This is a genomic window from Brochothrix campestris (assembly GCF_046058945.1).
In the GTDB taxonomy this organism is placed as follows: Bacteria; Bacillota; Bacilli; order Lactobacillales; family Listeriaceae; genus Brochothrix; species Brochothrix campestris.
In genome coordinates, this window is the sequence record NZ_CP175511.1 from 1,345,360 (window position 1) to 1,360,987 (window position 15,628).

Here is a 15,628-nt window from a genome sequence, read left to right on the forward strand (position 1 = left end):
TTACACTTGCTCTTGAATGGGCCATTCGGTTACATTGACACGTCGTGGTTTACTACCTTCATGTGGACCAACAATACCACGATTTTCCATTTCATCAACGATGCGAGCGGCACGGTTATAGCCGATTTTAAACTTGCGTTGCAACATTGAGACCGAAGCCGCTTGTTGCTTAATAAACATTTGAACAGCCTCATCGAATAATTCGTCATCCGGCTCTGCTTGATTGGCATCTATTTCGTCGGGAATCATTTCTTCCTGATACTGTGCTTTTTGTTGTTCGATGCAGGCGTCTACGATTGTCTCGACTTCTTGATCGGATAAAAATGCCCCTTGAATTCGGGTTGGCTTCGACGCATCAGCTGTTTTAAAGAGCATGTCACCCATGCCGAGTAATTTTTCACCGCCGGACATATCCAAAATCGTACGTGAATCAATCGACGACGATACCGCGAATGAAATCCGGGCAGGAATATTTGCTTTAATAACACCAGTAATAACGTCGACTGACGGACGTTGAGTGGCAACAATCATATGAATGCCTGAGGCACGGCCCATTTGTGTAATGCGCATAATCGCACTTTCAACATCATTTGAAGCCACTAACATTAAATCAGCTAACTCATCAACTATTGTTACAATATATGGCAATGGCACTTGTTTTGCCGTTTCTGTTTCATTATGTTCCGCTACAATTTCATTATAACCTTCGATGTTGCGCACACCATAGTGTGAGAACAAATCGTAGCGCCGTTCCATTTCACCAACAACCTTTTGTAAGGCTTGCGCAGCTTTTTTAGGATTGGTAACAACTGGCGTCAATAAATGTGGTACGCCATTGTAGACACTCAGTTCGACCATTTTCGGATCGATTAACATCATTTTGACTTCATGTGGTTTCGCCTTTAATAAAATACTCGTGATGATCGAGTTTATACAAACAGACTTCCCGCTCCCGGTTGCACCTGCCACGAGTAAATGAGGCATTTTATTGAGACGTGCCATGACAGCCTCGCCTGAGATATCACGGCCTAAAGCAAACTGCAATTTTTCAGCTGGATTGTTTTTCGGGTTATCTTCTAAAATCTCACGTAAGGTCACCATCGCGACATTTTGGTTGGGGACTTCAATCCCGATGACTGATTTACCAGGGATTGGCGCTTGAATACGGACTTCTTTTGCAGCTAAAGCAAGGGCGATATCATCTGTTAAATTAACGATTTTACTCACTTTCACGCCCACTGCCGGTTGCACTTCATACTCTGTCACTGCTGGGCCAAGGTGGACTTCTGTTACCTTCGCATCAACACCGAAACTTTGGAACGTTGCTTCCAACACTTTGATATTCTCATTAATTTGTCGTTTCTCGTCACTTTGATCAACAAATTTAGTCGGATTCAATAAGGTCGTACTTGGCAACTGATAGTCAGTTTCGACTTGTGGCAAATTAAAACTATCAGCCGCAGTCGGTTCTGCTAAAACAGGATCTGTTGTTGCTTCTGTAGTGGCAGGCGTTGGACGCATATCAGGCAAGGGGCGTTGTGGCGTTTCATTCTCGTTGAATGTTTTTATCCGTGGCGGCTCTGAAACATGCTCATTGACGGCTCCTTTATCATCTTGCTCATTTGAAGCCACTTTTGGAACACGTGGTTGCGAGACAGATTTGGAAACGTTGGCTGCATTGCGCCATTGTTTGACATAACCTGACACCCATTTGACGATGAATCGCAAGACGTCACGCGGAGAATGATCAGTTAGCAATAACACACCTTCAATCAAGACTAAGCCTACTAACAGGTATGTTCCGATTGCACCAAATAAAAAGTAAGTGAGCGTGACGAGTAATGCCGCCACAAAGCCACCACCTACTTGAAAGAGTGAAAGTTCGTCTAGTCGATATAAATTAACTTGTTGTGTGCTAATTTGAAGAATATTTACATCACCGACAATTTTTGGTGTCACAATCGCGGTATGATAACTAATCATCACTGCAAATATGATTAGAAAGAGTCCGATAAAATGAGCCTTAAAAAGGGCTGGCCATTGTCGTTTTACAATAAAATGAATACCTAAAAGTGCGAGGAAAACCAGGGTAACATGGGCAAATGTACCTGTTAAGATAACTGCCCCTTCAAATAAAAAGCGTCCGACAAAGCCGAACTGTCCGATACTAAAAACTACCAATATAATTAAGATAATCCCTACCGTTTCGAAACGTAGGGGCATTTTATTCAAATCCATAACCTTCTTTTTTTTATTCGTGCTGCGTTTTGACGCTTTCTTTCGTTGCGTGCGCTGTTGAACCAAATTGGTCACCTTCTTCTATCATAATAACTACACTAATATTTACTCCTCATTATACCATATTATCCGCTGAACAAAAGCGATTGTATTGCACATCAAAACGTTTGCAAAAAAAAAACGACCCGCAAAGTAGTCGTTCTAATCTTTTGTGAAATCACTAGTTAAACCCTCACCTTGTCTAATGTCAAAAAAACGCATCAACAGAAAATGGTCGAGAGCTTATTTACTCCAATCACTGTAGTTTAAATTGCCTTAAACGAACTTTTAGTTAATTTTTCAACAAGCGTTTCATCACCTTTTTTAAACTGTAAAATAACGGATACACCGTCACCATTAATGGGACATATAGGAGGGCTAACTTTATTTGGAAGAGGTTTTCTAAAGCGAATAGCTTGCCGAAAAAGATAAACAACAACAAGAAAGTCGCTGCTAGCGCTGTAATCATTAAAATAATACGGTAGTTCAACGGACGCGCAACATAACTTAACGCCATGAAACAGACCATTCCGGTCATCCAGACCGTTAAGGTTGATGTAGCCGCATAGGACCAATTCAGCTGCTGACCGACGACTAAGATAATCATCGCATAAAGCACAACACTTAGTCCACTTGCCAAAGCTGGTTCAAGCACATTGCGTAAGAAGCGACCTTTTAAAGGGGCCACGTTAGGACGGAGTGCTAATAAAAAGGATGGAATCCCGACAGTCAAGGTACTAATGGGACTTAATTGAATCGGTTGAAACGGATAAGGTGAGGAAATAAAAATAAACAAGAGCGCCAACACAATCGAATAGATTGTTTTTGTCAAATAGAGTGAAGCCACTCGTTGAATGTTATTAACGACCTTTCGCCCTTCAAGGACAACGCCAACCATTGCATCAAAATTCGAATCCAGCAATACAAAGTTAGAAATCCCTTTGGCTGCATCACTCCCGTTGGCCATCACAATACTACAATCGGCTTGTTTTAACGCTAGAATGTCATTGACACCATCTCCGGTCATCCCGACAGTGTGACCATTTGCTTGTAACGCTTCAACTAATAATCGTTTTTGCTCAGGGCTTACCCGGCCATAAATCCGATTTTTTTCGACCAGTTGCTGATAATCTGTCTCAACAGGGAGTTTACTCATATCAACTGTTTCGCTCACATTATCAACGCCTGCGCGTTTTGCAATTTGACTGACAGTTTGCGGGTGATCACCCGAAATTATACAAATATCGACTTTTTCCGCTTTAAAATACGCTAACGTTTGGGGTGCCTCTGCGCGGATGTCGTCTTCTAGATAGAGTAAACCAAGCAATTGCAACTGTGTTGGCAATTGGTGGCCTACAAGTGTTTCAGACGATTTCGCAACGGCTAACACCCGTAATCCTTGGTGAGTGGCAGCTGTCATCGCTTGGGACTGTTCCGAAGTAAATGAATTAAAGATATATTCCGGTGCACCAATAACAAAACTAGCTCCTTGATAACTCACCGCTGACCATTTACGAGCCGACGAAAACGCAATAATTTGTTGTGGTTCACCCCAGTCAGCCGTCGCTTTAAAATGAGACATTAAAGCGAGACCAGTCGCATTGTCCTCATTGAGGTCATGCGCAACTTGACCAACGGTGGCTTTTAACGTATCAAGTGAGATATCATCCCCCGGTTTAATTGTTTTCACCTGCAATTCACCGCTTGTGAGTGTTCCTGTTTTATCAAGGCATAAAATATCCACTCGAGCGAGCGTCTCAATTGACCCCATCGTTTTAACGAGCACTCGTTTCCGCGTTAATCGCACGACACCTAAGGCAAGCGCCACCGACGTCAATAAGATTAACCCTTCAGGAATCATGCCCAGCACCGCTGCAGAAGTGCCTAAAATGGCTTGATTGAGTTCTGTTTTAGTAAAGATACTCGTCATGAATAATAATGCGCCAATCGGAATAATGCCGAAACTCAACACCCGAATAATTTGTTTCATCGTCCGTATCAGTTCGCTATAGATGCTTTTTGATTGTTTTGCTGCTAACGTCAGCTTGGCAACATAGCTTTCTTGCCCAACATGTGTCGCCTCAATCAGAGCGGTACCACTGACAACATAACTGCCGGAGTATACAATATCCCCCACCGTTTTAATGATTGGATCGGCTTCTCCAGTTAACTGTGATTCATCGCATTCAAACCCACGTGTATATGTAACAATGCCATCCACACAAATTTGTTGTCCACGTTTAATGGCAATCAAATCATTTTTAACGACCTCATCCTGAGCGATTTCTTGCGACTGAGCATTGCGAATAACGTTGACTTTCGCTTGATTGAGCAGCATTAACTGATCGATGTTTTTTTTCGCCCGCAGTTCTTGAAAGATACCAATCGCGGTGTTAAAGAGAATAACACCTAGAAAGAGAAGGTTTTTAAAACTCCCCGTATAAATAATAAAACCACCGATCACTAAATTGATGAAGTTGAATAACGTTAAACTATTTTCTAACAGTATTTGTTTTAAACTACGAGTGGTTGGCTGCAACAGTTCATTAACATCGCCACGTACACGACGTTCTTCTACCTCTGCTGTAGAAAGACCTGGAAATTCGCTAGGATTAATCATTGGCGACCCTCCCCTTTTTTTAACGCAGGTAATAACCCCTAAGTTACCCTGTTCATGTGTATATTATATCAACTATTGGACGTTATACCAAACATCAATATGGAAAAGTAAAATTACTCCGTTAGAATTGTACAAATTGGTCGATTATCCTTAACATCAAAAAAACAACCCATTAGGTTGCTTCAGATTTTAGACAAAGTCGGATTAAACGACTTTATCTTTCATATGCTATGACAGTGACTTTGTTTACGAGATGATAAGACTGAATAGAAACGCTGTTATTTCCTCTAGTTCAATCAACCAGAAGCTGTCACCTTTCAGAAAATGGCAGCGACGGTAAATAGTCGCCTTCATTTCTCTTCCAAGCTGTATGCTTCCAACCGGTTGATTTTACTTTCGTTCTAGGCACTACGCGCGAGTAAGTCGTAACGACCTAGAACAGCGTTTATCTTCACTTAATTACAAAACCGCTTCAAGCGCCGCAATACAGCCTGCATTTTCACTTTCGCTCCCGATGGTCACACGTAACCACTCAGGACGTAAACCTGCTCGCACAATAAAACCTTTTGCCAACAACGCATCAAAAACAGGTGCCGTTGCTTGACCAATCTTAAAAAAGATAAAGTTTGCTTGTGAGGGATAATACGCAAACCCTTTTGCTTCGAGATAGTTGACCCACTGCGCTAAGCCAGCACGATTTGCCGTCTGGCAGTCTGCAATGAATTTCTGATCGGCTAACGCGGCAACGGCTGCCGCTTGAGCAACACGTGACGTATTGAACGGGAGACGAACGATGTTTAATTTAGCACAAACGGCCGCTGAACACGCGGCAAAACCAATTCGTAATGCGGCAATGCCATACGCTTTCGAGAAAGTACGCATGACCATTACATTATCGAAACGTTCAATCAAAGGCATCGAATCAGGGAAGTCGTCGGCCACAACATATTCAGCATAAGCCTCGTCGAGAATGACCAATACCTCGGCCGGCACTGCTGTCAACAAACGGTCTAAGGCCATCGCATTAAAATACGTACCCGTTGGATTATTAGGGTTGCATAACCATAAAATTTTAGTGTTAGCATCAACAGCCGCCAACATCGCGTCTAAATCATGTTCACCCGCTTCATTGACCGGTACTTCTTTAACGGTTACCCCTTCGATGTTCGCATGCAATGCATATTGTGAAAAGGTCGGCGTTGCCTGCACAATATTATCGCCTGCAACGAGGAGCGTGCGGCTGACAATCTGGATTACTTCGTCGAGACCAGCTCCAATTACAAGTTGATGCGGTTTGACTGCATAAAACGCCGCCAACTCAGACCGTAATTCAGCCGCGTAACCATCAGGGTATAATGCCGTCTCGTTTAAGGCCTTTGTCGCTGCGACTTTCACCTGTGCCGAACAACCAAACGGGTTTTCATTCGAGGCTAGTTTGGTAATCGTCTCCAACCCTAATTCCTGTTGTACTTCTTCAATTGGTTTACCAGGCTTGTATGCCTGTAACTCACCTAAACTTGCTTTCACCTTAATTGTCATGATGCCTCACTCCTCTGTTTGCTATTTATAACGTATCGATTGCTTTACGATCCGTTGTTTTTGATAGTTTACCCTCGCGACTTTCTAATTCAGTCGCTAGTTCAGCCAAGCTAATGTTTTTCTCGGCTAATAAAACGAGCACGTGGTACGTCAAGTCAGCCACCTCAAGCAAGATTTCTGCCTTGTCATCATTTTTGGCTGCAATCACGACTTCCGTCGCCTCTTCACCGATTTTTTTCAAGATTTTATCTTCGCCTTTATCGAATAAGTAGTTCGTGTAACTGCCGACTTTAGGCGTTGTTTGACGTGCCCGTATTTCGGTCATTAAACGATTAATTGCTTCCATTTTCAACGCCCCCTTCACTGGCTGTAAAACTGATATTATTAAAGAAACATGAGGTTGCACCAGTATGACACGCACCGCCACCGAGTTGTTCGACCCGAATCAGCAACGTATCCTCATCACAATCACTCGTGATGTGTTTGACGCGTTGATACTGCCCACTCGTTGCTCCTTTATGCCACAATTCATTACGGCTACGTGAATAAAACCACGTATGACCGCTCGAAACTGTTAATTGATAAGCCGCTTCATTCATATAACCTAACATTAATACGTCACCACTGACGTCATCGACTATAATTGCCGGAATAAGACCATCTTGCTTATTAAACGCTAAACTCATAAGTTACGCACCGCCACTCCGTTAGCAGCCATTGCTGTTTTCACCTCAGCAACACTCACTTCACCATAATGAAAAATCGAAGCGGCCAAGGCAGCATCCACTGTTGTTTGTTCAAAGACATCGACGATATGTTGCGCATTACCACAACCGCCTGACGCAATGACTGGAATCGCTACTGCCGCCGTAATCGCTTCTAACAAAGCGATATCATAGCCATCCTTTGTGCCATCCTGATCCATACTCGTTACTAACAACTCCCCGGCACCTAACGCCTCGACCTCTTTGACCCAGTCAATCACGTTACGCCCTGTTGCAATCCGACCACCGCCTGCATAGACATCCCAATGACCGTTTTCTTTTTTTGCATCAATCGCCACAACAATACATTGAGAACCGAATTTTTCGGCTCCTTCACGAATCAATTCCGGTGTTTTCAATGCGGCTGAATTCAATGAGATTTTATCAGCTCCCGCTTGCAACATCGCTTTCATTTCGGCGACTGACGTAATGCCTCCTCCAACGGTTAGGGGGATAAACACCTCAGCAGCCGTGCGCTCTACCACATCAATCATCGTTCGGCGTTGTTCGTGTGTTGCCGTAATATCAAGAAACACCAGTTCATCAGCACCCGCTAAGTTGTACTGTTTGGCGATTGCAACGGGGTCACCGACATCTTGCAAATCAACAAAGTTGACCCCTTTAACGACGCGACCATCGGTAACATCTAAACAGGGAATAATTCGTTTACAAAGCATTGCCAGCCACCTCCACCACATCTGCCATCGTCAAGCGTTGTTCATATAAAGCTTTACCAGTAATTGCACCGTATAACCCCAAAGCGGCACAGGCTTGTAAATCAGCCTTTGAGGAGACACCGCCAGAGGCAATCACAGCTATGCCACCGAGTTGATTCATTGCCTCCAATTGCTCAAGATTAGGACCGGTTAGCGTGCCATCACGCCCAATATCGGTAAAGACAATTAATTTCACACCGCGTGCCTTCATTTCCCTTGCCAAGTCTAAGTAACTAACGTCACTCGTTTCGAGCCAGCCTTCAGTAGCAACGAGACCCTCACGAGCGTCAATGCCAACGACAATCCGCTCAGCACCAAATGTTTCGATTGCAGCACTTACAAGGGCCGGATCTTTTAAGGCGATTGACCCTAGAATCACACGGCTGACGCCACGATTTAGTAGGATGGCGATGTGTTCCAACGTGCGAATGCCACCGCCTAATTGAACGGGTATGTTAATCGCAGCTACGATTGCTTCGATTACTGCTAAATTAGCCGACACCCCTTGGAAGGCACCATCTAAGTCAACTAAGTGTAAAAAGCGAGCACCCTCTGCTTCGAATTGTTTGGCCTGCGCGACCGGATCAGGATTTACGACGGTTTGTTGAGCGAAATCGCCTTGATAAAGACGAACACATTGACCATCTTTTAAATCGATTGCTGGGAAGATGAACATTTGACCACCACCTCTTTAAAGTATTGGAGGACCTTGAAGCCCACGTCCCCACTTTTTTCTGGATGAAACTGCGTGCCGTAAACATGTTGCTTTTGGACGATTCCAGGTACTTGTACGCCATAATCCGTCTTTGCGACAACATATCGCTCGTCCGTCTTTGCGTAATACGAATGCACATAATAGACATTTTCGCCATCAAGCGGAGCAAATACTGTTGCTGGCTTAACGTGTAACTGATTCCAACCGATGTGTGGCACTTTTAAATTTGACGGAGGTAATCGTACAACCGCCCCGGGGATTAACCCAAGACCGCTTGTCTCCCCATACTCACTGCTTGAGTCGAATAACAGTTGCATCCCCACACAAATGCCGAGCAACGGTTTGCCTTCAGACACAAGTTCTTTAACAAGCACTGCTAAGCCGCGTTCCTCGATGTTGGCCATTGCTCTGGCAAAGGCACCGACTCCAGGGAGGATCAGCCCATCACAGCTACGGATAACCGCATGATCAGCTGTAATCACATGTTCGAGGCCAATATGAGCCAATGCCTTTCCGACACTCTTTGTGTTGCCTGTATCGTAATCAATTACAGCGATCATTACAACACCCCTTTCGTTGAGTTGACTCCTGTAATATTGGAATCGATTGTAACTGCTTCGCGCAAGGCACGACCAAACGCTTTGAACAAGGCTTCAATTTTATGATGTGTGTTCACTCCGTATAATACTTTCAGATGCAAGTTCATTTCGGCATTAAAGGCAACCGCTTGAAAAAATTCTTGTACCAATTCCGTATCGAATAAGCCAAGCTTTGGATTGGTGAAAACAGCGTCACAGACCATGTAAGAGCGACCGCTTAAATCCAAACTGACTAAGCCAAGCGCCTCATCCATCGGCACGAACTGCGAACCGTAACGGACAATCTGTGCCTTGTCGCCTAACGCCTGCCGTAAACATTGTCCTAAAACAATACCGACGTCTTCGACCGTGTGATGCGCATCAACTTCTACATCGCCTTCAGCCTTCACAGTGAGCCCAAAACGGCCATGTTTGGCAAACAGGTGTAGCATGTGATCAAAAAACGGGACACCTGTATCAATTGTAATCGTTGCACCCTCATCTAAATTTAACGTTAAAGCGATGTTTGTCTCGCCTGTTTGACGATTAATCGTTGCTGTTCTCATCCTTTTATTCCTCCTCAAAACGGATAGCGATGGCACGAGCATGTGCATCGAGTCCTTCTTTTGTTGCTAAGTAAATCACATCATCTTTATCACGGGCGAGCGCTTCCTTTGTATACGAAATGTAGGCTGACTTTTTACAAAAATCATCGACATTTAAACCCGAGAAGAAACGAGCCGTACCACTCGTCGGCAACACATGATTCGGGCCGGCTAAATAATCGCCCAACGGTTCCGACGCATACGCTCCGAGAAAAATCGATCCCGCATGCTTAATTAGTGGTAAGTACTCAAACGCCCCTTCAACCTGTACTTCTAAATGCTCTGGCGCAATCGCGTTAACAATCGCAAACGCCTCTGTTAACGACGAAGCAATAAAGGCGGTGCCGTAACTGTCTATCGCTGCCTTTGCAATCGCTGCACGTGGTAAAGTGATTAATTGACGCTCGATTTCAGCCGTTACGGCAGTTGCTAACGTTTCTGACGTCGTCACCAATAAGGCCCGCGAACGAACATCGTGTTCAGCCTGTGACAAGAGATCGGCGGCGATGTAACGTGGATTAGCCTGTTCATCCGCAATCACAACGATTTCAGATGGACCAGCAATCATATCAATACTCACCTGCCCATACACTTGCTTTTTAGCGGTGGCAACGTACATATTCCCAGGTCCGACGATTTTATCGACTGCTGGCACTGATTCCGTGCCGTAGGCGAGAGCGGCAATCGCCTGTACACCACCTAAGGCATATACTTCGTCAACGCCCGCAATTTTGGCCGCTGCTAAAATGTATCGATTTACACCCGTTTTACCCGGTGGTGTTACCATCGCAATCCGAGGCACACCCGCAATTTTAGCCGGGATGACATTCATTAACACCGATGATGGGTATGCCGCTGTGCCACCTGGGACATAAACACCTACCGCTTCGAGTGGACGGATTAACTGGCCGCGGATAATGCCACTTGCGGGTGTATCCATAAAGCTCGTCCGTTTTTGCTGCTCATGATACGACACAATGTTACGCTGCGCATGTTCAAGTGCCGTAATAAAGGCGGGTTCAACTGCGGCATAAGCCGCATCGATTTCTGTTTGCGCGACACGGAACCGTGGCAGTGTTAAGCCATCAAATTGTTCCGTATAGGCGTGTAGGGCCGTATCGCCATCTGCGCGTACCGTTGCAATCATTTCACTCACCTGGCGCTCGATTGCCTCAATGTCAGCCGTTTCAGCCGTTTCCCAATCAGCTAGTAACTGTTTGGCACCGCTCGCATTTGTTTGAATCTGTTTCATTCTGCCTCGCCCCCTTGTTGTAAGTAAGCATCCAACTGGTCAATCAAATTAAAAATCGGTGTTGTTTGTTTTTTCAAAGCCGTCCGGTTGACGATTAAACGCGCGGAGATCGGTGCCAGTTTGTCAAATATAACAAGACCATTTTCACGTAAGGTTTCACCTGTTTCAACGATGTCTACGATGGCATCAGCTAACCCTAAAAGCGGGGCAATTTCAACCGACCCTTCAATCTTGATGATTTCGACATCCTGACCTTTCTCACGAAAATAGTTGGCCGCGACGTTCGGGTACTTTGTTGCAATCACTTTACGGCGCGGACTCGTTGGCTCATAACTAGCAACCGAGGCAAGGCAAAAATCACAGGCACCGAACTGTAAATCGAGCATTTCATAATCATCTTTACCATTTTCTAGCAAGACATCTTTGCCAACAATCCCAATATCGGCCACGCCGTGCTCAACATAGGTTAAAACATCGACTGCTTTTACTAAAATGAAACGGATGTCGGTGTTGGCACTTGTTAAAATTAATTTACGACCCTTCTCGCGTACCTCTGTGCAATCAATTCCTAGTTGTTCAAAAAGGGCAATCGTTTGTTTTTCTAAGCGACCCTTCGTTAATGCTATTGTAATACTCATACGTTCTCCCCCTATACCTCGATAACTTCTATCCCTGTTTCACTGTATGCTAGCACCCGTTGAAACTGATGCTCACGTGCATACGTAAGCGACTCTGTTAACGTTGCGCATAAGCTTAATTCCGTCTGTGGTGTCGCTGTTAAAGCCGCGACTTCACAGGCATACACATCGTAATGAACAAGTGTGCGAATCATTTTATTCGTTGGACTCACCGGTTCGTGTTGTTTCAAGCGAACCACTTCGTCAAGGTTAATGCCCAAGCCAACAGCCGTACGCTTCTCGCCCCCAAACCGTTGAAACAGTTCATCGTAGCGCCCACCGCTAAGAAATTCTTGCGCCGACGTGTTTGTATAGCCTCTAAAAATAACGCCCGTATAATAATCAAACGTTTGCACCATCCCTAAATCGACTGATAAATAACGGGCGTACCCCATCATTTCGAGCTGTGCAATCAATTGACCCATTCGTTGCAGCGCAGCTTTGATTGTTGGTGATGTCGTTAATGCAACCGCCCGTTTAATCGTCGTAGGTGTGCCAAACAAACGGGGCAATTGCAATAACAAAGCTTCTTCTGCTCGGTATTGTTTCGCAAACTCGCGCATTCCTGATAAACTCTTTGATTCGAGCAAGCTCGCCAACTGTTGTTGGGCCGCTGCGTCCAGTTGTAACTCCTTCGTTAAAGATTGATAAATGGCCGCATGACCAATTTCAATCGTTACATCGGTAATTGCCAACACCTTGAACATCTCAATCACACTGGCAACCGCTTCAACCTCGGCCTTTAACGGATCCCCACCAATAATTTCAATCCCACTTTGCATTTGCTCATTGTTTTTGCCAGTGAATTCGTCATACACCCTAAAAACCTTACCACTGTATGTTAATTTCAATGGACCTTCTAACCCAATCGTTGAGACAACGCGACCAATCGGCAAGGTCATATCAGGACGCAAGGCTAGGGTGCGGCCGCGTTTATCAAAAAATTGATACAAATGCGGATCACGTTCATCAAGTGTATTCGAAAAAATCTCCTTATATTCAAACGTCGGTGTTTCAATTTGTTGATAGCCGCGTTGATAAAAACTGCTCAAAATTGCATATGACACCTCTGTCATCCGTCGTGATTCATCAAATAATTTATCCCTCGTACCATACGGTAACGCCCGATTCCAACTCATATTACCCCTCCAACTTTCGTTATCCTTTATCTTGTTACTATAGTACCGTACTAAAGCGTTTTTAGCAACCCTTCTTTTAAATATATAATTGCAAATATTCAGACTTTTGTCAAAATAAAAAAAGAACTGACAGTATCTGTCAGTTCCAGATTGGAGACAAAATTGAATTAACCCGCTTTTAATTCCGAACAAACTGCAAACTCGCTTCTTGCGACGGTAAATAGTCGCTGACCTTTTCCCTTCCAATTTATTCGAAGTTGAACGAGCTGCTTTCGCTTTTATTTTACAACGCGTTTAGCAAATGTGGGTTTATAATATTTAATCGCTGTTACTTTTACCTTATCACCTGGTTTTGGCGCATGTATCATTTGACCATTACCGATACAAACCGCGACATGATATGCTGCTTTTTCACTCCCGTAAAACAACAGGTCGCCAGCCTTAACTTTCGAAACCGCAATTTTTTTCGCTTTCACCTGCGCCTGTTGTTGCGAGGTGCGTGGCAGTTTATTATTAACGGCCTTTTTATAAACGTATTGAGTTAGGCCCGAACAATCAAACCCTTTAGTTGTTGTGCCACCAGTTTTATATTTAACACCGATTGTTTTTTTTGCCTCTTGTACAATTTTAGTTTGTTTTGATACAGCTGCTGAAGTTGGTTGGACGGGTGTCGTAGCCGTTAGCACGACCACAAGTGTAATCACTGCTATAAAGAATTTCACGTCTTATCCTCCTAGCTCCTAATGATGTTTATTTTTTAAATTATAACATCGCCATGTTACAAACATGTTGCAATTGTACGTATATTACGTATCCTTTTTGCACTATCTTTATACTGATAACACTTGTTTTTTTATAAAATACTATTTAGTCGCAGTAACCATTCATGGGTAACTAACCGTGGATAAATTAAAATTTGCTTTGCATCCTTATTATTTAACTGATAGTTTGTAATGATAAAATCTGTCCGCTGTAACACTTCTTTTCCTGATTCGACGATTTTCACACAGACACGCTTCCCATAATAAGCCTCAATTAGCGCTTGTAACTGTCGTTGCTTATAATGAGGAAAACTGGCATGAATGAGCACCTTTTTAACCTCAATTAACCGGTATTCGAGTTGAAAATTTCGATTTAGCTCATCAATATAAGCCAGCATAAAATAACGTTGTTGTTCACTCGTCTCCAACAAAAGACTGTTTCGCTCCAGGAGTTCTTCAACGATCTCATACCATGGAAAATGTGTCTGCCACTCCCTCAAACGTTGTTCAGAGCAATCGTCGACAACATACAAAACGTCTCGTTTATATAAATAATGCCATCCTAAGACTGTCACAGCAGCGAGTTTCGCTGCCTCAGGCAACTGAGCAAGTCGTTGTCGCTCAGCAAACTCATCAATGAGTGATACGAGTGCTCCTCTTAACTTATCGCTAACTTTAAAGTCTGCCACAGGCATTATGCCACACAAAAAATAACGTGGGAGTAATTGCGCCATCATTTCATCTGTCATAAACATTTGAAAATGATGATTCAGCACACGTCTAAAAAAAGCATAACCCAACCACTTTCGATAGGCCGCTTCCTCATAATATATATTATCACAATCATCAAAATGCCCTTGTCGCAGACGAATAGCGGCTGCAACTAAAAAAAAATAAGCACTAGCGACTTCTCCCTCTCCTAGTTGGATATCGCTAGAAGAACTAACATTACGGAAAAACTCACTATATAATGATTCTTGTTCCAATTTTTGCGTGCTAATATCTGTTATTGCCACTAGTTTGAGTAATTTTTGATAAAACTGTCGAACCGCTCGCTCAACCCCCATCATTTTAATCTGTGAATGGGATAAAATTAAACGAAAAGGCAGTTTTCGCCTGTGAAAATACGCATTCCATTTCCGGATGATACTCCGTACCCACGACTCTGACGTGTAACAACACTCGGCCACGCTTTTAACAGATGGTTCCCCCTCAAGCACAGTTGCTAATAACATTATCGCTGATGACTGTTTAATTAAGCATTGTCGAATGTATTCAACATCGACTTGATGAGTTTTCACCAACTGAACGTTGTTATTGTTTATCTCGATAATTTGACTTAACTCATTGATTTCTGATATATCTTGTAGCAGGATAAATTTACAACACACAATCCGTTGCATCACTGCCGTTAAACTCAGATCTTGCTGTTGTAATAAGGTGAGTAAAGTGAGTTTACGAACGAGATGTTTTTCCAAAATGACATCCATGTCGCCCTCCTCTATTCATTTTAATCGGCACTTGACTGATTACATATCCAGTATAACGAGCACTTTTTACCATGTCGACTAATAAAACAAAAAGTGGCTAACTCCTTATTATTAACTAGTAATTTTCTGAATTTTTTAAAATTCAACTAGCTATTAATTAAATACATGGTATAGTTAAAGTGAGTGGAGGTGAAATATATGAACATGCATCCTGTTGTTTCAGAAACAATCAGTAGTATTGGATATAACCAAACAAAACAAGAATTACATGTTAAATTAGCAGCCACAACATACGCATATTTGAATGTACCTTCTTATATTTTCCAAGGACTGATGTCCGCAGCGTCAAAAGGAGAATATTATAACGTTTACATCGAAAACAGCTTTGAATTCCGATCAGTCGTTGAAGCGTAAAGATATATCATAATCTTGAGTCCAAATGGATTCAGGGTTTTTTTTGACCTTAATCTGAAAAAAAGACCCCGAGACAATCGC

At 43.3% G+C, this 15,628-nt stretch carries 15 protein-coding genes; 1 reads left to right on the forward strand and 14 read right to left on the reverse strand.

What is annotated here, in order from left to right; all coding sequences use genetic code 11:
* From ACJYYY_RS06595 to ACJYYY_RS06660, 14 genes are all read right to left on the reverse strand, one after another.
* The gene (locus ACJYYY_RS06595) at window positions 1-2,238 is read right to left on the reverse strand and encodes a DNA translocase FtsK (RefSeq protein ID WP_408869237.1); all 2,238 of its coding nucleotides are present in this window, start codon (window positions 2,236-2,238) and stop codon (window positions 1-3) included.
* Between the two features lie 331 nt (window positions 2,239-2,569).
* Window positions 2,570-4,897 carry an HAD-IC family P-type ATPase gene (locus ACJYYY_RS06600; protein ID WP_408868740.1) on the reverse strand — a complete coding sequence of 776 codons (2,328 nt, stop codon included), beginning with the start codon at window positions 4,895-4,897 and terminating at the stop codon, window positions 2,570-2,572.
* A gap of 459 nt (window positions 4,898-5,356) precedes the next feature.
* Window positions 5,357-6,430, reverse strand: coding sequence for a histidinol-phosphate transaminase (gene hisC, locus ACJYYY_RS06605; RefSeq protein ID WP_035315287.1), 1,074 nt, complete (start codon window positions 6,428-6,430; stop codon window positions 5,357-5,359).
* 31 nt (window positions 6,431-6,461) lie between these two features.
* Complete coding sequence (gene hisE, locus ACJYYY_RS06610; RefSeq protein WP_035315275.1) at window positions 6,462-6,782, reverse strand: phosphoribosyl-ATP diphosphatase; 321 nt, start codon at window positions 6,780-6,782, stop codon at window positions 6,462-6,464.
* Window positions 6,769-7,122 carry a phosphoribosyl-AMP cyclohydrolase gene (gene hisI / locus ACJYYY_RS06615; protein WP_035315273.1) on the reverse strand — a complete coding sequence of 118 codons (354 nt, stop codon included), beginning with the start codon at window positions 7,120-7,122 and terminating at the stop codon, window positions 6,769-6,771. Before hisI ends, hisE begins: the two co-directional genes overlap by 14 nt.
* Window positions 7,119-7,877 carry an imidazole glycerol phosphate synthase subunit HisF gene (gene hisF / locus ACJYYY_RS06620; protein ID WP_035315271.1) on the reverse strand — a complete coding sequence of 253 codons (759 nt, stop codon included), beginning with the start codon at window positions 7,875-7,877 and terminating at the stop codon, window positions 7,119-7,121. Before hisF ends, hisI begins: the two co-directional genes overlap by 4 nt.
* Window positions 7,867-8,592 (reverse strand): 1-(5-phosphoribosyl)-5-[(5-phosphoribosylamino)methylideneamino]imidazole-4-carboxamide isomerase, encoded by a 726-nt coding sequence (gene hisA, locus ACJYYY_RS06625; RefSeq protein ID WP_035315269.1) that lies wholly within the window; start codon window positions 8,590-8,592, stop codon window positions 7,867-7,869. The genes hisF and hisA overlap by 11 nt, the downstream gene beginning before the upstream one ends.
* On the reverse strand, window positions 8,565-9,191 hold the full coding sequence (hisH, locus tag ACJYYY_RS06630) for an imidazole glycerol phosphate synthase subunit HisH (protein WP_035315267.1): 627 nt from the start codon (window positions 9,189-9,191) through the stop codon (window positions 8,565-8,567). The genes hisA and hisH overlap by 28 nt, the downstream gene beginning before the upstream one ends.
* Window positions 9,191-9,775 carry an imidazoleglycerol-phosphate dehydratase HisB gene (gene hisB, locus ACJYYY_RS06635; RefSeq protein WP_035315265.1) on the reverse strand — a complete coding sequence of 195 codons (585 nt, stop codon included), beginning with the start codon at window positions 9,773-9,775 and terminating at the stop codon, window positions 9,191-9,193. The genes hisH and hisB overlap by 1 nt, the downstream gene beginning before the upstream one ends.
* A gap of 4 nt (window positions 9,776-9,779) precedes the next feature.
* Window positions 9,780-11,066: a histidinol dehydrogenase gene (gene hisD / locus ACJYYY_RS06640; protein WP_035315264.1), complete on the reverse strand. Its 1,287-nt coding sequence runs from the start codon at window positions 11,064-11,066 to the stop codon at window positions 9,780-9,782.
* Window positions 11,063-11,704, reverse strand: coding sequence for an ATP phosphoribosyltransferase (gene hisG, locus ACJYYY_RS06645; RefSeq protein WP_035315262.1), 642 nt, complete (start codon window positions 11,702-11,704; stop codon window positions 11,063-11,065). Before hisG ends, hisD begins: the two co-directional genes overlap by 4 nt.
* 11 nt (window positions 11,705-11,715) lie before the next feature.
* Window positions 11,716-12,882, reverse strand: coding sequence for an ATP phosphoribosyltransferase regulatory subunit (gene hisZ, locus ACJYYY_RS06650; protein WP_408868741.1), 1,167 nt, complete (start codon window positions 12,880-12,882; stop codon window positions 11,716-11,718).
* A 278-nt stretch (window positions 12,883-13,160) separates the two neighbouring features.
* A complete protein-coding gene (locus ACJYYY_RS06655; RefSeq protein WP_035315260.1) occupies window positions 13,161-13,604 on the reverse strand; it encodes a C40 family peptidase in 444 nt (147 codons plus the stop codon).
* 131 nt (window positions 13,605-13,735) lie between these two features.
* On the reverse strand, window positions 13,736-15,133 hold the full coding sequence (locus ACJYYY_RS06660; protein WP_408868742.1) for a helix-turn-helix domain-containing protein: 1,398 nt from the start codon (window positions 15,131-15,133) through the stop codon (window positions 13,736-13,738).
* A gap of 198 nt (window positions 15,134-15,331) precedes the next feature.
* Between ACJYYY_RS06660 and ACJYYY_RS06665 the strand changes: the two genes are divergently transcribed.
* Window positions 15,332-15,547, forward strand: a complete 216-nt coding sequence (locus tag ACJYYY_RS06665) for a KTSC domain-containing protein (protein WP_035315256.1) — start codon at window positions 15,332-15,334, stop codon at window positions 15,545-15,547.
* The last annotated feature ends 81 nt before the right edge of the window (window positions 15,548-15,628 follow it).